Raw genomic sequence first — 20,205 nt, 5'->3', positions numbered from 1 at the left:
ACTTCCCCTCTTGATGGGGGGCAATTTACTCTCTTTGCACCCAAAACTCAAGTTGAAAGCAATAAGGCTTGGCGATTTTACGCGCCTTGGCGTTTACGAAATGATTAGCAGGTATAATCCAACATCGTCGAGAAACGATCTGACCCGTGATCAATGGCGATGTCTTTGCGCTGATAATCGATGTGCAACGCCGAAAGTATCACCACGGCGCGTTCATCCATCAGTCGCACCGTAAACGGCGCGCGCTGACCTCTGAGTTGCGGAAATAAATCCGACAGCAAAACATACCGGCAGGCGAGTCCCGGCAAAGAGGTTAATTGTTTCTGTGCGATGATGCCGGTTGAATTGAATACTTCCAAAGTCGGTTGTCCGCTTTTGTCTTCATCGATGTTGAACACGGCGAGCAGGGAATCGTTGACTCCGGGAGTGGCGTTTGCGCCGGTGATGAGATAATCGGAAGCCAAGCCACCGCGCCAGGCGATTTTCTGTAAAGCCCGCGCCCCGCGCGCCCCCGGTCGAAAATGGGTAAACGCGCCGGTGTTCCAGTTCAACACCCGCACCTCGGTTTTATTCAGGACGTGCGAAGTCTGTGGCGAAACCGCAATGCCGATGCCGCCCGCAAAGGGTTTTGCAAGCGATAATTTTTCAACATCGAGCCTACAACTTTGAAACGGTTTGAGTTTGATGGTGCCCTGAGTGAGTAAACCTGGCGCGAGTTGTGCGCCGAGGTCTTTGTCGCTGCGCGTCGTCCATTGCAAATTGCCTTCGCTGTCGCTTGCGTAAGCCAGCATCCACAATTCATCTTCGAGCGGTCGCCCGGCGCTCAGATAAACGCGACTGCTCAGTGATAGTCCGGCAAGCTTTGCCTGATTGAATACGAAAGCCGAATAGACCCAGCCGCGTGGTTTAAACGATTGACCCTCGCCAAACGGCGCTGCGCCGCGCGCCACCGGATAATTGGTTTGATGAATGGTGTGTTCGGCGGCAAGCGCATTTGCCGATTTTCCTTTGATTAACAGATAAGCGAAATTCTTGACCGTCGCCTTGTCGTTTTCAATGGTCAGCGCGCCGCCTTGTTTGATTTCGTGGCGCGTGGCTTTGACGAGTCGCGTCAGGTTTTTCGCTTGGGTAGGTTGCGCGTCGCCATTTAGATTGAAAAGCGCCGTGCCAAAAGCCGGAAGGTCATAAGCTTTTTCAATGCGCGCTTCGCCGTTATCGGCATAGAGCAGAATGCGTCCGCGACTGGCGGTTGCATAAGGGTTGAACAGGGAAAGGGTGCAGGCGTGCTCTTCAAGACTGGGGAATGGCATGCTCGAAAAATATTTGTCGGCGGTTTGAAATTGCAAAGGGTCTGGATGGGCGTGCAGGGTGTCAAAACTTTCGCCGGCATTCCAGCGCGCGAAGGCTGCGCTAAACAGGTCGCTTACAAACATCGGACGGTTGCCGCGCGAGCGCATTTTGATGGTCAGTCCGCCCCAGAAGGCGTCGCGACCGGTGAGCAAGTCGCGACAGTTGACAACCGTCGTTTGCATCGCCGGGACGCTCAACTTCACAGGGTTTTGCCGCGCCGCAGGTTTTCCTGCCGGATCATACAGGTACAACTCATAATCGGTGGCGTGAAGGTTTTCTCGATAGCCCTGCACCCCATCAAAGGTTGCCGAGGTCAAAATGATGTCGGTATGCAGATTCAAAGACGGGTCTTCGATAATCAGCGGCACGCACACCGATAACCAGCAGCCCTTGCCGTTTGCGGCAACGAGGGTGGTTGACAGTTGGGTTAAAGGTAAAGCTGCACCCGCAAGCGAGCCGGATAGCTGCGCCAAAAAATTTCTGCGATTGATGGTCTTCATGCCTTTCCCTCGAAGCCATCTCACAAACAGGTCGCGGTTCCACTGGAGCTTTAGAATATGTGTAGTGCAAAGAACGAAGCGAGATTTATGAGATGGTTTCTATCCTTTCTTTTTTAAGGCTTCACGCAATTGCTCGATGACCGCTTTAACCTGTGCGGCATTCGGCGCATTGGGCACATCGCGCAAATAGATTTCAAAAGCGTCGAGCGCTTTTTGATACTCCTTCTTCTGGAAATAGAGTTGACCGAGTAAAAGTTGCACGCCAGCCATTTGCGCGCCGCCGATTTCATAGGCTTTAGTGAGTTCGCGTTCGCAATCATCCATTTGACCGAGTTGCTGGTAAGACGCGCCGAGCATGAAATGAGCTTGAGCGTTGTTGGGTTCGGCTGCGGTTGCTTCTTTGAGCGTGGCTACGGCTGTATCGAATTTGCCCTGACGCATCTGCGCCGAGCCGAGTTTGACCTGTAAATCAACAACGTCGGCATCCTTGACTTTCAGGGCTTTTTGAATCTCTTCTTCGGCGGCAACCCATTCCTGTCCTTCGATGAGTGCTTCAATGAGCGGCGTATGCACGCTGTTTAAATTGGGGAAACGATTTTGTAAATTGCGCAATACCTGCGCGGCGTCTTTGTACTGCGCTTTTTTGTTGAGTACGATGCCGAGATTGAGTTGCGGGAAATAAACTTTGTCGGTGATTTTGATGGCAGCGCGAAATGTCTGTTCGGCTTCATCCAGGCGATTGAGTTTCATATAAACCACACCCAGATCGTTATGCGCCTGAAAATAATTTTTTTCTATGGAGATGGCTTTTTTGAGCGGTTCAATCGCTTGTTCATATTGACCGGCTTGCATAAGGGGAAGCGCTTTGGCATAAGCTTCTCTGGCTTTTGCAGAGACATTTCTATCGACATCATCAGCATTTATTTCTCCGGGCACAGCAGGCGTTTTCGCCGACAGCGGATTGAGATTTACGGTAATAAAATTGCCGGAAAATCTTGGGTCAAATGAGATAACCGTAGCCGCATAACTCGCGCTGTCGGAATCCACTGTAAGTTTAAACGGTACTGCGGGCGGGGTTGGTAAAAAGATACGCCCGTTAGAGTCGGTAAAGAAATACTCATCGCGCAAGCCGTCATCGGTGGTGATTTTAAAGCGTGTGACTTTTTGAAGTGGCGCGCCGTTTGGCAGAAATATTTGTCCGCGCAAACCTCTTTGCGCTTCGGCAAAAATAGATAGACAGATAATTGCGGAAATTAAAAATGTGAGCCGTGATAAAAATCGTTTCGCTGTCATAAGCTTCCTGTTGAGGAATAGGAGAAACGGGAGAACGCCGAAACGTTCCCCCGTTTGAGATTGATCTAACCGCGTGAGATTAGAAGTTGAGACGTAAGACGAATTGAATCAGGCGTCCGCCCGGATCATTCGTCGTTGAGGTATCGAGATAAGCGGAGTTGGTTTGCCCGAAAGTCAACCCGCCAACCCCCAAGCCGGTTGAATCGGCAGCCGCCGAACCGACCAGGAAGTTGATGTTATTAAACGCATTCAAGAATTCCGTGCGGAATTCGATGTTGGTGGTTTCGGTAATCCGCGTCTTCTTGGCAATACTCAAATCGGCGCGGAAGAAATTCGGACCATAGAGATCAATGAACGAGCCGACTTTACCCGGCGTCTTGGGTGGTGCGAGATATGCGCCTTGAGGAGTTCCGGCAATCGTGCCGAAAGCCTTCTGGGTATTTTCGATGAAGTTTCTCGGCAGGAAGAAAACGGTGCCGCGATTTGCGGCTTCGCCGTCTTTATAGACTTTGACCATTTTCTGCAATTCCTGGTTAGTAATGCCCACCAGATTGCAACCGGCTTCACCGGCATTAAAGGTGGCGCGTCCGCAATTCAACCTGAACTGGCGACCACTCTGCCAACGAATGATGCCGTCCGATTCCCAGCCTTCGAGGATTTTACCGATGACGCCACCGGGACCACGGAAGTTGAGGAATTTTTGTCCCGGCCCGATGGGGAATTCCCAAAGGTAATTCGCCTTGAAGGCATGGCGCAGGTCAAACGATGAGGTGCGTTTACCACTGCTCAGATTGCGAATCGAATAGCCAAAGGTTTCCAAAGCCCTGGCAAAGGTGTAGCTGCCTTGGATTAAAAGCCCGTTTGCCAGTCGGCGACGCAACTCGACTTGCAGCGAGTTGTAGTAACTGCTGCCGATATTGGTCTGGATGGCGCTGGTTGCCAGAATCGACGGGTTGGTAATGAACAAGTTTGGCGCTAAGCCTCTTGCCACACGGTTATTGTGGAAAGTGGTGTTGAATGCCAAGGTGTTTGCGGCGCTGCCGACGGTGCCGAAATCAAGCGCCGTGACGAAGGTGCCGCTCGCAAATTGCGAGGAGGTGGCGCTGCCAAATGAGGCTTCAAAGATTGGCAAAGCAACTTGGCCTGCGAGTCCCTGATTACGGAAGTTGTTGCCGCGACCGTTGGCGCGGGCGATTGCCAGATTCTTTTGTGCGTTGAGGAATTCCTGAAGGAAGCCACTTTCAAAGACATTGACTTCGTTGACCTGGACGTTACCCGGCAGGTAAATCGAACGATTGCCAACATAGCGGACTTCGAGAACCGTGTCGCGCATGATTTCTCTTTGCACGCCCGCCGACCAGGATTGCACATAAGGCGTTTTGATTTCCGGGTCGAAATCCCACATCGCCAAGCCCACCGAAAACGGTCTCGGGAAGCTCGGGTCAGCCGGTGGCGTAAGCGTCGGCAAGCCGTTGCGCAACAGGACGGAACCTGCTGGGAATTCAATGTCAGCTCGTTTTCCGGCAAAGTTCGTGAGTCCCGGATTGCTCGCCCAGACGCCCTGGAAGTCAAAGTTTCCACCCTTGAAGAAGGAGACTGAATAGCCTGCGCGAAAGACCGTCTGATCGCCTTCACCAAACAGAGTTTTCAGCCAACCACTCTTGAATCGCGGCGTCCAGGCGATACCGATATTGGGCGCGAAATTGTTGAGGTCATCATCATACGGCTTATCATTTTCAGTTACCGGGTTGTAGAACGGCACCTGTCCGCTGAGGGTGCCGGGTTTGAAAATATTACCGACGCCACTGACGCCGAAAAGATTGGCATAACCCGGACGGATATACACCCCGTTTTTATGAACCGGCGCCAGCACCGCTTCCCAACGCAGACCATAATTAATGGTCAGGTTGTCACGCAGGCGGAAAGCATCCTGTCCAAAGAAACCATATTCATAGGATTGATTGCGCTCGATGGCTTGTTCATTAAGCGAATACTTCTTGGTCTCTTCATTCAACTTGCCATTGATATTGACTGCCGTAACCCGACCGGTGAGCAAGCCGTAAAGGGCGCGGGCGGTTCCCTGAAAATTCGAGGGAATCGAATTGAACGAGTTGAATGCCGGGTCATTGGTTGCCACGCCAAAATTGACGGTCGGGACAATCGCGCCACCTGAACTCTGTTGGAACAGCGCATCTTTAATCCAACTGCCACCGAAACTGAAATTGTGTCGCCCTTTGAGATAAGAGACCGTATCGCGGAATTCAAATCGTGGGCCGTTGCGACGTGAATTGGTCGTTAATGAAAAAGGGTTGCTGCCAACCGGGAAGACCGGCGCGATGCCCGGGAACCCACTAGTCGAACCGAAGTAGGAGAAATCTCCGGGCGCAAGGTTGGCAAAGAAACCAACGGTGCCGCCGGTCAGTCCGTAACGCGCTTCGTTTACCAGAGACGAGGTGAGTTGCGAACGCAGGGCGGTCGAGAACGAGAAACGGTCTGAACCTTGTATGCCAAAAATTTGCGGCAGGGGATCGGGGAATGCCGGGTCTACACCATTCAGGAAATCCGCTTGTCCGGCGAAATCATTATAATGGTAGGTCACTTCCCAACGATGCTTGCTGGTGATATTGAAATCGAAACGCGCATCCGGGAAACGGCGCACTTGCCCGCCGGTATTGGTGAAGGTGAAGGATTGGAAATTCGGGTCGGTGCCATTGACCACTGCGCCTTTTGCCGTCGACGAACGAATGTCGCCAAGCACCTTGGCAATTGTCGGATCGGGTGTGGTCGGAAACCCATTGGCTCCGGCAAGCGAGTAGAGATTAAAAGTTCTAAACCCCGAAGGCTGCGTGATGTCAGGTATTTTGAAAATGCCGTTTTGCGCGTCGGGACTGAGAATCGTGCGGGTTCTTACAGCCTGTTCCGGCAGATGGAACGAGTCATAAGAGAAAAAGAAGAAGGCTTTGTCTTTGAGCCACGGAGTGATCGGGCCGCCGACTTTAAAGCCCCATTGATTGACCATTACCTGAGCGCGCGGGGTTTCGACTTTGGTTCCGTCCGCCAGGGTACGACGATTCAATTTGTTGAAATAGTAATTGGCATTGAAAGCCCGTTGACGGTTATACCACCAGCCGCCACCGTGATATTCATTGGTGCCGCTTTTAGTAACAAAACCGATTTGCACGGCACCCCCGGCTGCCGATTCGGCGGTCTGCCCGGCAGTCGTGACGCGCACTTCTTCAATCGCATCGATACGCGCACGGATATAGGTAAAAAATCCATCAGATGACCGGAAGTTGGTATCCTGCACATTGATTCCGTCGAGGGTGATGTTCAATGCGGATTTCGGTAAGCCGTTAACCGTAGATTGACGTGGGCGTCCGCCACCCGACGTGCCCGGAAGGTTGAGGACGAGGTCGAGCGCGTCACGTGAAGTGAAGGGAAGTTGGGTGATTTGTTTACCGACAATCGTTGACCCAATGGTCGTTGATTCTTTTTCAAGAATGGTTGCGCCACCCGTCACGGTAACCACTTCGTTCGTGGCTCCGACTTCGAGCGTAACCGTGACCGACGCGGTGGTGCCGCTGGTCGTCGTGACATTTTGGACAACCGTTTGTTTGAAGCCTTTGGCGGAAACGGTTACGGTATACGTTCCGACCGGCAATGATGAAAGAACGGTTTGACCGTCACTGCCGCCACTGGCTTTGTATTCAGTCCCGGTCGCTACGTTTTTAACCACCACCTGAACATCAGAAACTACTGCACCCTGTGGGTCAACCACTGTGATACTGATGCGGCTGGTGGTTACCACCTGAGCATTTGCCAGCCCGCTGAAACTGCCAAGCAGCATCAGGATGGACAGACAATACACACCGACTCTCTGAGAGAGAGTTGTTTTTCTCCTCATTAGGGTAAATCCTCCTTGCTATGTCTTGGACGATCATTCGGGATTCCAGTTTGCAAAACCGCTAACCGGTTAATGCAAATTTGCGCCTGAGACCTGAATGACCGGCACTACCAATTAAAATCCACTGATGATTGATTATTCGTGCGTTTAATTTTGAACGACTCTGAGATTTATCGAATTTACGACTGCCTGAATGTTTGAACGATTCATCAAGGAGCGATCATTGATTAGCTATCAATGCTCCCACTGAATTCCTGAATGTATGAGCGATTAAACCGACGACATTAAAAAATCGGAACTTACAACTTTTTTATTTTACTGCTTAATTCAATTGCCGAGATTTAGCTTTTTGTTTTTAGCTTCACGATTTTGAGACAAGAATGAATTTCTGGCAAGTCCGAAACAAAAAAATATTAAGACAGCTTACGCGGAAGCTTTATCGAGAGAAGGCTTGAACGGCATTTTTGTTGCCGAAAAGTTGGGGTGATTGATGGCTTACAAACGTTGGATGACTCTAACCAGGGTGAGCGCCTTGACATCGACGACCCCTGCATTTAACAAGGTTTCTGCCGCGACGCGAATCGTGCTTCCGGTGGTAAAAACATCATCAATTAAAAGTATGGAACGCGCTTTTAAGCGTTGCGGGTCGCGAACCTTAAAGGCTTTTGCTACGGATTTCAAGCGATCAACCTCATCCATGCCGACGCGGTGGCGCTCGGTCGCTTTGCTGCGTATCAGTGCAGTGGTATCGAGATTGAGACCATAGTCCCAAGCCAGGGCGCGCGCCACCACTTCGGCTTGATTGAATCCGCGTTCGCGCTTTCTCAGATCGTGCAGGGGAACCGGCACGATCACCTCGCTTGCTAAAACCGCTTCATTCGCTTGATAGGTTTGTCCGAGCATTTCTCGCAAACGACGACAAAGATGAGGCGTCGATTTTAAGAACAAAATATTGGCTTCAAGAGTTCCGGTATACGCGCCGCAGGCTCTCGCAAAAGTAAAAGGCATTTTCTGACAGCGTCCGCATTGACGCGGCTGAGCGGGTATGGTGGTCACGTCAGTCGTGCGCGCCGCAAATTGTTGAACCGGCGGCAATGGATAATCGCATTTGTGGCAGGTGCTCGTGCGGGTGAAAAGTTCGGTGAGGTGTGGATTTTCCCAACACCGATGGCAAACCACGCCGTCGCGCCAGGATTCAACCTGACCCTTACAGACGCGACATTCCTGCGGATAAGCGAGGGTGAGAATTCCGTCTCGTAAATTTTGCAGCGCGTGCGTGAACACGCCTTGCCTCCGTGCGGATAGATTTGGACAAGCGGATGGGGAATGAACCAAGGCTCAGGCTTTGCAGGCTGAGCCTTTCAATTATTCGCGTTCTTCTTTGTCGCTTAACAGTCCTTGCTCGACCAGTTCCTGGCAATCTCTGCAATAGGGTGCCCAGGGAATGGCGTCGAGTCGTTTCGCTTGAATTTCATTGCCGCAATTTAAACAATCGCCGTAATCGCCATTATCTACCCGGTCAATGGCTTCTTCGATAAGTTTTAAAGTGTTTCGTTCATTAGTGCTCTGCGAAAATAAAAGCTCTTTGGTGTAGGAGTTGGAAGCTTTATCAGCCGGGTCCTGGCTGATTTCGCGGTCAGCTTCTCTGCCATAATCCTCTGTGCGCTCTACCATACCCAGCAAAGCGTTTCTTTGGTCGATGAGTTTGGCTTCGTATTGTTTTAATCTTTTTTTATCCATTAAAAAACCTCTAGCTCAGATTTGTTCTTCCCTGAGTTGAAATCGCTCTCCCTCTTTGCATCGCCTCATTTCTGATAAGGCGAACCGTGAAGTATAGCAAATGCACGATAAGCTTGTTCAAGTAAAAATATGCGAGCAAGCTCATGGGTGAGCGTCATGCGTGAAAGCGCCAAGGTCAGGTTGGCGCGTTTTTTCACTTTTTCCGCCAGTCCCAGATGCCCGCCAATTACAAAAGTTAATTGTTTGGTTCCCGCAAGTCTGTGTTTTTCAAAAAACTCGGCAAACTGCTGCGAAGTCATTTCCCGCCCGCGTTCATCGAGCGCAATTAAAAAAGCATCTGCTTCCAGATGCTGCAAAATTTCTTCGCCCTCTTTTTCAATGAGCCGAAGTTTGACGCCTCCGGCATCGTCGCGGTCGCGCAATTCGGTAATCTCTACGCGACAATATTTTTTCAGGCGTTCAAGATAATCATTCGCCAATTCCCGAATCGCCGCGTTTTTGGTTTTGCCAATCCAGATAAATTGCAACTTCATGGTTTCCGGTTTGTTGGTTTGTGGTTTTTAGTTCATGAACCAGAAATTAATAAACCAGAAACCACAAACCTGCTGACTACTCGCCTCTACCGACGCCAATGTGATAGCGGCGCATCTTTTCATATAGATTTTTGCGGCTGATGCCGAGGATTTCCGAAGCGCGGGTTTTATTGCCGCGCACATATTCGAGAATTTCGCGGATGTAAACGGCTTCAAGTTCGGCAAGCGATGGTTTATGTGAGCGCGATTGCATCAAACGCCCGGCTGAGCGCAAATACTCAGGCAAATGTTCAATGTCGATCAGGTCACGATTGCTACCCGATACGGCGTGTTCGATGATGTTTCTCAGTTCGCGGATGTTGCCCGGAAAATCGTAATCCATCAGGATTGCCAATGCTTCATCTGAAAGTTGCAGGTGATTGCGCCCGTTGCGCTGTGCGAATTGTTGAACGAACCGTTCGGCAAGTAAAGGAATGTCTTCGGCGCGCGCCGCCAGACGCGGCAATTCAATCGTGAGCACTGCCAACCGATAATACAAATCCTGACGAAACGCCTGCGCGCGCACCGCCTCTTTCATATCGACATTGGCGACTGCAATGATGCGAACATCGAGTTTGATGGTCTGTTTGCCGCCGAGTCGTTCAAAGCTGCGTTCTTCGATAACGCGCAGCAATTTGGCTTGCGCCGACAGGCTGAGGTTGGCGATTTCATCCAATACCAGCGTGCCGCCATCAGCCATTTCAAAACGTCCGGGTTTAGCTTCGCTGGCACCGGTAAACGCGCCTTTTTCGTAGCCGAAGACTTCCGATTCAAATAAATCTTCCGGCAGCGCCGCGCCATCAACCTTGACGAAAGGTTTCTGGCGACGCGGGCTGAGGTCGTGCAGGTAACGCGCCAGGTAATCTTTGCCGGTGCCCGATTCGCCGAGGAGTAAAACACTGGTATCGGTTTGCGCGACGCGCTCGGCGAGTTCGGCAATTCTTTGCATAGCGGGTGAGGTAGCTATTAATTTATTCATGCGCCTGGCAAATCCAATATGCAATCTCTATGGGGCGGTTGCCCGTCTTAGTTATCGCTCAAAATTGCAAATTATTGAATACTTAGTTGCACACGTTTGGCATCGCGCCATAATCTCTCTAAATCATAAAAACGGCGTGCAGCGTCGGCAAAAACATGCACGATAAAATCACCATAATCCATCAAAATCCATTCGGCATTGGTGAATCCTTCGATGTGCAACGGGCGTTTGCCGGCTTCGCGTAAACGCTTTTCAATTTCGTCGGCGATGGCTTGCACCTGTCGCTGGTTGTTGCCGTTGCAGATGATGAAATATTCGGTAAACGAAGCCACTTCGCGCAAATCGAGAACCACCAGGTCTTGAGCTTTTTTATCGCTCGCCGCCTGTGCGGCGATTTGCACGGCATCTTCAATCTCTAATGCGTTCGCAATCTCTTTCGGGTTTCTACTCATACATTTTGCCTATAAAGTTTGTGCCTCTCTATGTAATCAATGACGGCGAGCGGCGTCAATCCGTTAATGCTTTCGCCATTTTTTACACGGCGACGAATTTCCGTAGATGAGACGTTTTGATTGACATAATCGGTCAAATAGATAAAACAACCTTCCGCTTTTGCAACCGGGTCTTGCCGATGCTTCAACTGCCCGCGCAAATCAATCACGCGGGCGCGAATCGTGTCATCCAAATGTGACGCCGATAATTCATGACCTGGGCGAAGGCTTACGATAATGTTGGTCATCGCCAGCAACCGCTGGTATTCACGCCACAAATGAAGCTCTGCAAACGAATCGCCACCCATCACAAAAAAGAATTTTATCGCGTTGCCATATTGAGCCTGCAACCTTTCCAGGGTTTGCACCGTGTAAGGTTTTTCCGGGAGTTCGATTTCCATTTTGGAAACTTCAATGCGCGGTTCGTCTTTAAACGCCAGCCGCGCCATCTCATAACGATGATGCGCTTCAGAGATATGATTGGTCGTTTTATGCGGCGGTCGATGCGCAGGGATGATTAACAACTGCTCGAGCGCAAAGCGTCGAACCACTGCCCGGGCGATTTCAATGTGTCCGATATGAATCGGGTCAAAGGTGCCGCCGTAAACTCCAATGCGTTTTTCGCTCATGCGGTTTCCGGTCTGTGGTTTCTGGCTCCTGGTTTTTGGTTTCTGGGATAATTGCTTTCAGTAGATAACTAGAAACCACAACCCGGAAACTACAACCCAGAAACCTTTTCCTCTTGCTGAAATTGTTCGATTTTTTTGCCGAGCCGGTAAATCAATTCTTTAATGCCAAGCCCAGTGACTGAGGAGATTTCCAAGATTTCCAGTTGGCGTTTTTCGCAAAACTCACGTAACGCTGCAAGACGCGCCGGATCATCGAGCGCATCGAGCTTTGACGCCACAACCATCTGCGGCTTATTAAGCAACGCCGGATTGTAAGACTGCAACTCGCGTTCGATGATTTGAAAATCTTCAACCGGGTCGCGACCTGTCGACGAAACATCCACGACATGCAGAAGCATTTTGGTGCGTTCGATGTGGCGCAGGAAATCGAGTCCAAGTCCGATGCCTTCGTGCGCGCCTTCAATCAAACCGGGAATATCGGCGACCACATAGGTTTTATAATCGTCATAAGCGACGACCCCGAGATGCGGTTCAAGCGTCGTGAACGGATAATCGGCGATTTTCGGTTTTGCCGCCGAGATGCGCGAAATCAGCGTCGATTTACCGGCGTTGGGAAATCCGACTAAGCCGACATCAGCGATGAGTTTCAATTCCAGTTGCAAGACGCGCACCGCCCCCGGTCGTCCGTCTTCGTGATAACGCGGGGCGCGATTCGTCGAAGTCGCAAATTGCGCATTGCCGCGACCGCCGCGACCGCCCGGCGCAATAACTACTCGTTCGCCGAGTTCGGTAAAATCGTGAATCAATTCGCCGGTGTCGGCGTCAGTTATCAGTGTGCCGACCGGCACCAACACGATGACATCTTCACCATCGCGTCCGTGTTTATTGGAACCTTCACCGTGACCGCCGCGACCGGCGCGATATTCGGGATTGAAGCGAAATTGCAGGAGGGTGTTGAGTTGGTCAGTAGCTTCGAGGATGACCGAACCGCCGCGACCGCCGTCGCCACCTGATGGACCGCCGCGTGGGACAAACTTTTCACGCCGAAAAGCTGTTACGCCGTTGCCGCCATCGCCACCTTTTACTGTTATCTTGGCTCGGTCTAAAAACTGCATCTTCTGATTGCGGATTGCGAATCGCGGATTGCGGATTTGGAAAGCCTTTCAATCCGCAATCCGCAATCTGCAATCCGCAATTCTAAGCTTGTGGATAGACGCTGATGAATTTGCCTTTGCGTCCTTTTTCCTCGAATTTGACGACGCCGGAAATCAAGGCAAACAGCGTATCATCGGAACCCCGTCCGACATTGTTGCCGGGTTTCCAACGGGTGCCGCGTTGACGAACCAGAATTTCTCCGCCGTTGACTGCCTGACCGCCGAAGCGTTTAATCCCTAATCGTTGAGCATTGGAATCGCGACCATTGCGCGAACTGCCTACACCTTTTTTGTGTGCCATAAAACCTCTAGTAGCGGCTGATGAGTGCCGTTATGAAATAATGATTTTAAAATTATCCGAGTGATTCGATCTTCACAGCCGTATAATTTTGCCGATGACCGTGAGTTTTCTTGTACTGTTTGCGGCGTTTCATCTTGAAGACGATGATTTTCTTTCCGCGTCCATGTTCAACTACGGTGCCGGAAACCCGCACGCCGTCAACCACCGGAGCGCCGACTTGAACGCTGTCGTCGGTGCTATGCACAAGGGTTTCAAAATCCACTGCATCCCCGACTTCCGCGTTGAGTGACGGAACCTGAACCACTTCGCCTTCGCTTACGCGAAATTGTTTGCCGCCTGATTGAATAATCGCAAATGACATAGTTATCTCTCTCCAAAACTTTACTTGAAACGAAAGTCCAAGATTATACTGACCGGATTCGAGCACTGTCAACGGTATGTTTTTCAAAATCCTGCTTGTGATTTAGCAATGCCCGCAGGATTTCAGGGTTAATGGGAAAATTAGCAGACTGGAAGTTGGGAAGAAAAAATATTTCAAGTGGCAATTTTCTATAACGCAAATTGCCAAACGACCATTCGTTCATCACAATAGAAAGCGTTTTGGAGTTCATCAATGATGTATTCTCGTCGTGCAATTAGCAGAATTTTAATTCCTGGATTGATGATTTGTTCGCTCTGGTCTTTGGCAAACGCGCAAAAGTCAACTGCCCAAGAACCGGATACAGTCAAACTCAACGCCACATTAATCCAGGTTCCTGTCGTCGTATCTGACCGTGGCGGCAAATTCATCGGCAATTTATTACCGAGCGACTTTTCGATTCTTGAAGACGGCAAACGCCAGGAGGTTGCACTGTTCAAAACCTTGCAACAGCCTTTCCATGCCGTATTGATTCTGGATACCTCGAATTGTGCCGCCGACCGGTTGCGCGCCATGCAGGCGGTCGCTCAGGGTTTTGCAAGAGAACTCAGCGCCCAGGATAAAATGATGGTGATGTCGTTTGATAACGAGGTGCGCGAGTTGACGGAATTCACCTCTGAGCAAAAGGAAATCGAAAACGCGATTGCGGCGACCGAACCTGGATTTGGCAAACTGCTTTATGAAGCGGTTGAAAATGCCTTGAACAAATTGAAAGCCGTTGACGGTCGCCGCGCCGTTATCCTCTTTACCGATGGCGTTGACATGAAAAGCATTGACGCCACCGCCGAAAGCAATTACCGGCTTGCCGAAGAATTGGGCGCAGTGATTTACGTGGTGAAATTCGATACCCGTTGGTGGCAGGAAGCCGAAGCGCGCAAACGAAAAAAAGAGCGTCCCGAAAAAAACTTGCCGTTTGAAGTCGATGTGCGAATTCCTTTGCCGCCTGAATACGGTGGCCCAGACCTGACGCCTCCGGGACTTCCGAGACCGAAAATTGAAATCGGCACCAGCACCGCAACTCCGCCCATCATTTATCAAGATGGCGTAACCGGCAACCGCACACAGGTAAATGCGCCCCCGCCGGATGAAATTACTCAACAACTCAATAAGGTGTACGGCGAGGCTGATGCGTATTTGTTGTCGCTGACATCGCGAACCGCCGGAACGGTTTTTCAAGCAGAAACTTTTGCAGCGACGCGCTCGGCTTTTGCAGCGATTCTCGATGAGATACGCAATCAATATTTAATCGGTTACTATCCGATGAATGAAAAGCGCGATGGTAAATTTCATAAAATAAAAGTTGAAGTCTCGCGCAAGGATGCAAAAGTACGCGCGCGCCCCGGCTATCGGTCAGCCAAAGATACGAATTAGCCCTTATTGAAGAAGCGGTAAACTTGAGCAAAATCGCGCTCCGACGCATGCCGATTTAAGGACAGGGCTACACCATATCGTGTATTTTTTCTTAGTCATCTTAACATCCTGCCAGCCTATTCAGCAGTTTTTCGTTTATTTCTGCAAAATTTCTGCGGTTTTTTAAATTTACCTCAGCCAATAATCGTGCGGCACGGCAGTTGCCCGGAACGTGGCGATTGAATCTCCGATAACCGAGGGTAAGAAAATGAAAAAAGGTCTCCCCATCCTCATCCTGCTGACCGCGTTTTTGGCAATCAATATTTTTCCGATCAGTTCATTTGCTCAAGATAATCAAACGCCCAAACTCGTTCTCGATGGTTCAACGCAAAGCTATGACGATGAATCATTGAGCGGCGAAGACGATGAACCGGTCGAGCGCGTGGCGCGTGTCTCGTTCGTTGACGGGGATGTTTCATTTTTGCGGGCGGGGGTAACGGAATGGTCTGATGCGGTTGAAAATTTGCCATTGCTTTCCGGCGATCAGATTTATGTTGGCAAGCGGGGGCGCGCCGAGATTCAATTCGGACGCGGCAATTATGTGCGATTATCCGAACAGACCGCTTTAACGATTACCGAACTTTCGCACACTGCGGCTTTGCTTGAAATCACCGAAGGCATCGCTATCATTCGCCTCGAACGCTTCGGCGCAGCCTGGAATCGCTTTGAAGTGGATACCCCGAATTCGGCATTGATTTTACAACGTGACGGCATCTATCGCATCAATGTGCGAGGCGAACGCGATTCGGAAGTGATTGTGCGGCGTGGTTCTGCCGAAGTCTCAACTGATGATGGTGATTTTCGGGTTCGCGAAAATCAGCGACTAACCATTGATACGACGCCAAACGGCAGACTTGAAATCGTTGCCGACAATTCCAACGATGATTGGGATAGATGGAGTTATGACCGCGACACCACGATTGCCACGAACTACATCAATACCTCGCCCGATTATGTGAGCAGTTACGAGACCAATTACAATTGCTTTTATGGCGCGAGCGACCTTGCGGCTTACGGATTCTGGACGAATGTTTCGAGTTATGGAAATTGCTGGGTGCCGCGCGTTGCCAGTGGTTGGGCGCCTTATCGTACAGGTCGTTGGTTGTGGATTCCGCGAACCGGCTGGACCTGGCTTTCGAGCGAACCTTGGGGCTGGGCGCCGTATCATTACGGACGCTGGGCTTATATCAACAATCTCGGTTGGGCATGGGTTCCGGGCTTTCATAATCGTTATTACAACTATGGGCATTCTTATTATCAATGGCGGCCCGCTTTGGTTTCCTTCTACAACACAGGCGGCAGCCATGTCGGTTGGTGTCCGCTTGCGCCCGGTGAACGTTGGCGCAATCCGAACCGCTTTAGAAATGATAACCCACACAGACATTTGCAATATCCAACAACCCGCGATGCCTGGCGCAGACCCGATAGTGGCAGTCGCCCGCGCAATCAAAACGGCATCACCTGGGTGGCGGCGAATGAATTTGGCGGCAGACCAAATGGTCGATTGAAAAGCATAGACAATACCCACATCACGCGAGTCGAAGGCGCCGTTAAACCAGGCTTGCCGGATTTGCGCGCCGCTGAAAATTCCGGCGTGGTGGTGTGGCGCAATGGTGATAGCAATAGTCGTCGTCCGGTTGCGCCGCCGAAAGAGATCATCGGTCGTTCGGTAGTCACACGCCAACGCCCGACCGACACCGAAGTTACTTACGCGCCGCCGCGTGAACGCAAATTCATCGGCACCCCGACGATGACCGATTCCGGTAGTCTGAAAAATCGGCGCGTTTATCGCGGTGATACAGGAAGCGAAATTTCAACCGGCGAAGGAACTTCACGCTCGAAAGATAAATCGCAGAACAACGGCGAGGCGAACGGCAATTCCGATAACCGCAATCGCAACACCGATGCTGCCAATAATGATTCATCGCGCGCCAGAAGAAAATTCGAGCGCGCGGATGAAGGGTCGATTGTTACGCGAGAAGAGAAGTCGCAAAGCGATAGCAATGCCAATTGGAAATCGCAGCGTTCGACACCGACGGAATATCCGAACAGCGATAATGCGGCGGAACGCAAGAAACGTGAACGCAATAACGACGACCAATCGCCAAACAATTCGGATTGGCGTTCGCGTCGCACCGATAACGAAACGCAAAATGGTGGCGAGTCCAATCAAGGCAATGCCAATCGTGAACGTAAACGTCAGGAGCGCCAGGAGCAGCCGCAAAACGATAACGGCAATCGTTATGAACGCCGCCGCGAAGAACCGCAAAAGCCCGTTGAACAACCGCGACCGAGAGAAGAACGCCAGCAGGAAAAACAGGAGCGTCGCGAGATGCGCCAGCGAGAAGAGCCGCGTTCCGCGCCGCCACCTCCGCCGCCACAACCATCGCCCTCAAAAGAGGAACGCCGCGCTCGTAAAAATGGTGGCAATTAGGCAGGGGAAAAAGAATTGATCATTGCATCAATCACGATTTTAGATTTTTGAATTTCGTTCGTTGAACTTTGCTTGGTGAATTGTTTTCGCGCCGCGGTTGGCGCTAACTGGACGGATGAGAAGCGAACTGATTTGATTAACACCCCATCTGCTTCATCCTGTTTCTCTTTTCATCTGTCTGGTTAGCGCCAACCGTATTTTTTTCACCACACCTTTCTTGACACTCGCGCAGCCCGTCTATAGATTCGCTCACCATGAGCGAACCGATTAATCTGATAAAAACCATATTTTTTAACGATGAAGAGGAGTTTCGTTGCGGCTGGCGCGTGTTGATTTTTTTTGTCCTTTACGTGGCGATTTTCTTGTTGATTAACGCCGTGGTTTTTCTGCTGAGCGCCCTTGTGCCAGCCTTGAAACCGCTGTTGACTATCTCTACGGAGCGACCTGCCGCCGAGTGGCGAGAGCTATTCGGCTTTATGTTATACAACGCCGGAAGTTTACTGGCGGTGCTTGCGGCAAATGCGATTTGCGCGAGAGCTTTGGAGCATCGCAGCTTTTTATCAACCGGATTTGCGTTGCATAAAGGCTGGTTGCGGGATTTCGTTTGGGGATTGGTGTTGGGCGCAACAACGCTCACGGTTGCGGTTGCCATCGCGGCGGCAAGCGGCGCGACGACATTCAATGTACAAGTATCCGGCATTAACTTTCTGGTATTCGCGTTTATTGTCCTGGCAATTACTTTTCTTATCTCGGCGGCAAATGAAGAAGCGATGGTTCGCGGCTTTGCCTTTCAGGCGTTGACCCACAACATCGGCGCGCCTATTGCTTTATTGATTACCTCAACGATTTTCGGAGTTTTGCATCTCGGCAATCCCAGTGTCAGCTTTTTTTCGACGCTCAATACGATTCTGGCAGGGGTGTGGTTAGGGGTGGCTTATCTGATGACGCGAAGTTTGTGGTTAGCTACGGCGTTGCATGCGTCCTGGAATTTCGTGATGGTTTTTGTGTTCGGTCTGCCGGTGAGTGGCATTGTGTTTTATAAAAATTTCGGTTGGTTTGCAGGGGAATCGCCGCACTGGAGTTGGCTTTCCGGCGGCATTTACGGACCCGAAGGCGGCGCTGCGGCAACCGTTGCGTTGATTGTCTGTACTTTGGTGATTTGGAAAAGCGGCTTATTTTCGACTTCAAAGGAAATGGTCGAAGCCATCAAACATGGCAAACGCCAGCCGGAAATGACGAGGTTGTTTGCGAAAGAAACTGATGATGGATTGCAGTGAATGACGAGCGAACCCAAAAATTCAAACTTGTCATTTTCTTAAAGCTACAGGTTTGGATTGGGGAGAATCGATTAGCGACGACTTTGAGGGTTTGTCAGTTCATTAAAGCCATAAAGCGAAAGCCTGTCTGTAAATCAAGCAGACAGGCTTTCGCTTGGAAAATTCAACCGCGATTTACGAATTCTTTTCCGCGATGTCGCCGATTAGTGGGAGTTTCCACATTTGCCCCTGGTTGGCTTTAATCATTCCGATGATGTGAACGATTATGATGGCTAAAACAATAGCCATTTGAATCAAGCTGAGTATCAGATTTCCTCCGGCGAATGCTGCACCGAATGGATTATCAGAAGTCGTTGTAACCGCTTTCCCCATACCTAATGCAATACTCAGAACGTAGAAAATGATGTAGATGGCAAAATACACGCCCCACAACAGCAAGCCTTGCAATGCATGAAAGCGTACAAAGCGACTTTCTTTCGGCTCGCTGGCAAGCCATAAAATACAAGGGATGAGGTTGATGCAGCACAAACAGCTTGGTATGTAGCAAAGCATGGCTGCGACGTTATAGCTCAACCCTCCAATTTTGGTTTTATTGTCTTGTGGCGGTGGCAAACCTCCTCCACCTCCGTAACCATAACCTCCACCTCCCGGCGGCGGAAAGCCTCCGCCCTGTGGTGGCGGAAAACCACCTCCCTGTGGCGGTGGATAGCCTCCCCCTGGCGGCGGATAACTTCCTCCCGGCGGTGGCGGATATCCGCCCGGCGGGTTTCCATATGGTGGCTGACTGCTCATGTATCTATATCCCCCTTTGCAATTATTCTGAACCGGAAATGAAGTACCCCGCGCCGCAATATACTAGACACCGCCAACGAGTGACAAGCTATCGGCGAGATATTTTTATTTCGTAACAATTTATTTTGTAAAAGCTGCAACAATGGACTCTATCAGAGCCGCTGCACTGTAGACCGGCGGTTGAATGAGATTTTGCAGATGATACTCTCTGGCGGTTGCCGCAGTAACCGAACCGATGCAGGCTGCCCATACAGTTTGCATCAACCCGGAAAGATTTTCCTGCCCGATGAGCGCCACAAAATGATGAATTGTTGAAGGGCTGGTAAACATCACCACATCTATTTTGCCTTGAGCGAGTTGTTCAACCAAAGCTTCGCGATTAGCCGTAGTGCTGACGGTTTGATAGACCGTCAGGTCATCCACGGTCGCGCCTAATTTGCCGAGTTCCAACGGTAACAAATCTCTTGCCGCTTGGGCGCGAGGTAATAAAAACCTGAGACCCGCAATGTTTTCTTCACCACCCGCATTTTCAATAATGGCGCTAAGTAAACCTTCGGCTCGGGCGTCCGTTGCGATGAGGTTCGCATTAATGGCGAAATTTTTAAGCGTTCTGGCGGTTGCCTCTCCGATAGCGCAGATTTTGGCAGCGGTTAGCTTTGACAAATCTTTATGCAGATAATCGTTTAATCGCTCGAAGAAAAATTTGACCCCGTTGGCGCTGGTGAAGATGAGATAGTGATAACTTGCCAGTTGGTCAATCGCCCGATCAACTGCTTGCCAGCTATCGGGCGGGACAATTTTTATCATCGGCACACAAAGCACCCTTGCGCCCAGGCTTTCGAGCAAACTGACGGTCTCTTGCGCTTGTTCAATGGCTCGCGTTACCAATACCGTTCGACCCTTGAGTGGTTGATTCACATCGGTCATGTATGCTTGTTACCCTTCTATTGAGGCAAAGTAA

17 protein-coding genes are annotated in these 20,205 nt (G+C 50.6%); 3 read left to right on the top strand and 14 right to left on the bottom strand.

The annotated features are described in order from the left end of the window. Window positions 1-104: 104 nt before the first annotated feature. From AB1757_20590 to rplU, 12 genes are all read right to left on the bottom strand, one after another. Window positions 105-1,850, bottom strand: coding sequence for a hypothetical protein (locus AB1757_20590; protein ID MEW6129451.1), 1,746 nt, complete (start codon window positions 1,848-1,850; stop codon window positions 105-107). Between the two features lie 99 nt (window positions 1,851-1,949). After that, complete coding sequence (locus AB1757_20585) at window positions 1,950-3,143, bottom strand: tetratricopeptide repeat protein (protein MEW6129450.1); 1,194 nt, start codon at window positions 3,141-3,143, stop codon at window positions 1,950-1,952. 79 nt (window positions 3,144-3,222) lie between these two features. Then, window positions 3,223-7,047 (bottom strand): TonB-dependent receptor, encoded by a 3,825-nt coding sequence (locus tag AB1757_20580; GenBank protein MEW6129449.1) that lies wholly within the window; start codon window positions 7,045-7,047, stop codon window positions 3,223-3,225. Between the two features lie 495 nt (window positions 7,048-7,542). Then, the gene (locus AB1757_20575) at window positions 7,543-8,331 is read right to left on the bottom strand and encodes a phosphoribosyltransferase family protein (GenBank protein ID MEW6129448.1); all 789 of its coding nucleotides are present in this window, start codon (window positions 8,329-8,331) and stop codon (window positions 7,543-7,545) included. Between the two features lie 81 nt (window positions 8,332-8,412). Further along, window positions 8,413-8,787, bottom strand: a complete 375-nt coding sequence (locus tag AB1757_20570; protein ID MEW6129447.1) for a TraR/DksA family transcriptional regulator — start codon at window positions 8,785-8,787, stop codon at window positions 8,413-8,415. Window positions 8,788-8,852: 65 nt separating this feature from the next. Further along, entirely contained in the window at window positions 8,853-9,320 is a 468-nt protein-coding gene (locus tag AB1757_20565) for a 23S rRNA (pseudouridine(1915)-N(3))-methyltransferase RlmH (GenBank protein MEW6129446.1), read from the bottom strand. A 76-nt stretch (window positions 9,321-9,396) separates the two neighbouring features. Next, a complete protein-coding gene (locus AB1757_20560) occupies window positions 9,397-10,338 on the bottom strand; it encodes a sigma-54 dependent transcriptional regulator (protein MEW6129445.1) in 942 nt (313 codons plus the stop codon). A 71-nt stretch (window positions 10,339-10,409) separates the two neighbouring features. After that, the gene (rsfS, locus tag AB1757_20555; GenBank protein ID MEW6129444.1) at window positions 10,410-10,790 is read right to left on the bottom strand and encodes a ribosome silencing factor; all 381 of its coding nucleotides are present in this window, start codon (window positions 10,788-10,790) and stop codon (window positions 10,410-10,412) included. Further along, complete coding sequence (gene nadD / locus AB1757_20550; GenBank protein MEW6129443.1) at window positions 10,787-11,458, bottom strand: nicotinate-nucleotide adenylyltransferase; 672 nt, start codon at window positions 11,456-11,458, stop codon at window positions 10,787-10,789. Before nadD ends, rsfS begins: the two co-directional genes overlap by 4 nt. 89 nt (window positions 11,459-11,547) lie before the next feature. After that, complete coding sequence (gene obgE, locus AB1757_20545) at window positions 11,548-12,573, bottom strand: GTPase ObgE (GenBank protein ID MEW6129442.1); 1,026 nt, start codon at window positions 12,571-12,573, stop codon at window positions 11,548-11,550. Window positions 12,574-12,655: 82 nt separating this feature from the next. Next, window positions 12,656-12,913 (bottom strand): 50S ribosomal protein L27, encoded by a 258-nt coding sequence (gene rpmA, locus AB1757_20540; GenBank protein MEW6129441.1) that lies wholly within the window; start codon window positions 12,911-12,913, stop codon window positions 12,656-12,658. Window positions 12,914-12,965: 52 nt separating this feature from the next. Continuing rightward, a complete protein-coding gene (rplU, locus tag AB1757_20535; GenBank protein MEW6129440.1) occupies window positions 12,966-13,274 on the bottom strand; it encodes a 50S ribosomal protein L21 in 309 nt (102 codons plus the stop codon). A 252-nt stretch (window positions 13,275-13,526) separates the two neighbouring features. Between rplU and AB1757_20530 the strand changes: the two genes are divergently transcribed. From AB1757_20530 to AB1757_20520, 3 genes are all read left to right on the top strand, one after another. Next, window positions 13,527-14,702 (top strand): VWA domain-containing protein, encoded by a 1,176-nt coding sequence (locus AB1757_20530; protein MEW6129439.1) that lies wholly within the window; start codon window positions 13,527-13,529, stop codon window positions 14,700-14,702. A 247-nt stretch (window positions 14,703-14,949) separates the two neighbouring features. Then, window positions 14,950-17,175 (top strand): DUF6600 domain-containing protein, encoded by a 2,226-nt coding sequence (locus tag AB1757_20525; protein ID MEW6129438.1) that lies wholly within the window; start codon window positions 14,950-14,952, stop codon window positions 17,173-17,175. Window positions 17,176-17,429: 254 nt separating this feature from the next. Further along, window positions 17,430-18,452 (top strand): CPBP family intramembrane glutamic endopeptidase, encoded by a 1,023-nt coding sequence (locus AB1757_20520; protein ID MEW6129437.1) that lies wholly within the window; start codon window positions 17,430-17,432, stop codon window positions 18,450-18,452. A 174-nt stretch (window positions 18,453-18,626) separates the two neighbouring features. Here AB1757_20520 and AB1757_20515 read toward each other — a convergent pair whose 3' ends face one another. Next, on the bottom strand, window positions 18,627-19,244 hold the full coding sequence (locus tag AB1757_20515) for a DUF4870 domain-containing protein (protein ID MEW6129436.1): 618 nt from the start codon (window positions 19,242-19,244) through the stop codon (window positions 18,627-18,629). 120 nt (window positions 19,245-19,364) lie between these two features. Beyond that, a complete protein-coding gene (locus AB1757_20510) occupies window positions 19,365-20,171 on the bottom strand; it encodes a uroporphyrinogen-III synthase (protein ID MEW6129435.1) in 807 nt (268 codons plus the stop codon). Between the last annotated feature and the right edge of the window lie 34 nt (window positions 20,172-20,205).

It is taken from the genome of Acidobacteriota bacterium, from assembly GCA_040754075.1.
Lineage (GTDB): Bacteria > Acidobacteriota > Blastocatellia > UBA7656 > UBA7656 > JBFMDH01.
Note: the sequence above shows the minus strand (reverse complement) of the source record. Positions and strands in the feature narration are given on the sequence as shown.

Excerpts from the sequence above, each read along its gene's own strand:
- AB1757_20525 (MEW6129438.1), top strand. The coding sequence starts at position 14,950 with ATGAAAAAAGGTCTCCCCATCCTCATCCTGCTGACCGCGTTTTTGGCA.
- nadD (MEW6129443.1), bottom strand. The coding sequence starts at position 11,458 with ATGAGCGAAAAACGCATTGGAGTTTACGGCGGCACCTTTGACCCGATT.
- AB1757_20510 (MEW6129435.1), bottom strand. The coding sequence starts at position 20,171 with ATGACCGATGTGAATCAACCACTCAAGGGTCGAACGGTATTGGTAACG.
- AB1757_20520 (MEW6129437.1), top strand. The coding sequence starts at position 17,430 with ATGAGCGAACCGATTAATCTGATAAAAACCATATTTTTTAACGATGAA.
- rpmA (MEW6129441.1), bottom strand. The coding sequence starts at position 12,913 with ATGGCACACAAAAAAGGTGTAGGCAGTTCGCGCAATGGTCGCGATTCC.
- obgE (MEW6129442.1), bottom strand. The coding sequence starts at position 12,573 with ATGCAGTTTTTAGACCGAGCCAAGATAACAGTAAAAGGTGGCGATGGC.
- rplU (MEW6129440.1), bottom strand. The coding sequence starts at position 13,274 with ATGTCATTTGCGATTATTCAATCAGGCGGCAAACAATTTCGCGTAAGC.
- AB1757_20515 (MEW6129436.1), bottom strand. The coding sequence starts at position 19,244 with ATGAGCAGTCAGCCACCATATGGAAACCCGCCGGGCGGATATCCGCCA.
- AB1757_20570 (MEW6129447.1), bottom strand. The coding sequence starts at position 8,787 with ATGGATAAAAAAAGATTAAAACAATACGAAGCCAAACTCATCGACCAA.
- AB1757_20585 (MEW6129450.1), bottom strand. The coding sequence starts at position 3,143 with ATGACAGCGAAACGATTTTTATCACGGCTCACATTTTTAATTTCCGCA.
- AB1757_20530 (MEW6129439.1), top strand. The coding sequence starts at position 13,527 with ATGATGTATTCTCGTCGTGCAATTAGCAGAATTTTAATTCCTGGATTG.
- AB1757_20565 (MEW6129446.1), bottom strand. The coding sequence starts at position 9,320 with ATGAAGTTGCAATTTATCTGGATTGGCAAAACCAAAAACGCGGCGATT.
- AB1757_20580 (MEW6129449.1), bottom strand. The coding sequence starts at position 7,047 with ATGAGGAGAAAAACAACTCTCTCTCAGAGAGTCGGTGTGTATTGTCTG.
- AB1757_20560 (MEW6129445.1), bottom strand. The coding sequence starts at position 10,338 with ATGAATAAATTAATAGCTACCTCACCCGCTATGCAAAGAATTGCCGAA.
- rsfS (MEW6129444.1), bottom strand. The coding sequence starts at position 10,790 with ATGAGTAGAAACCCGAAAGAGATTGCGAACGCATTAGAGATTGAAGAT.
- AB1757_20590 (MEW6129451.1), bottom strand. The coding sequence starts at position 1,850 with ATGAAGACCATCAATCGCAGAAATTTTTTGGCGCAGCTATCCGGCTCG.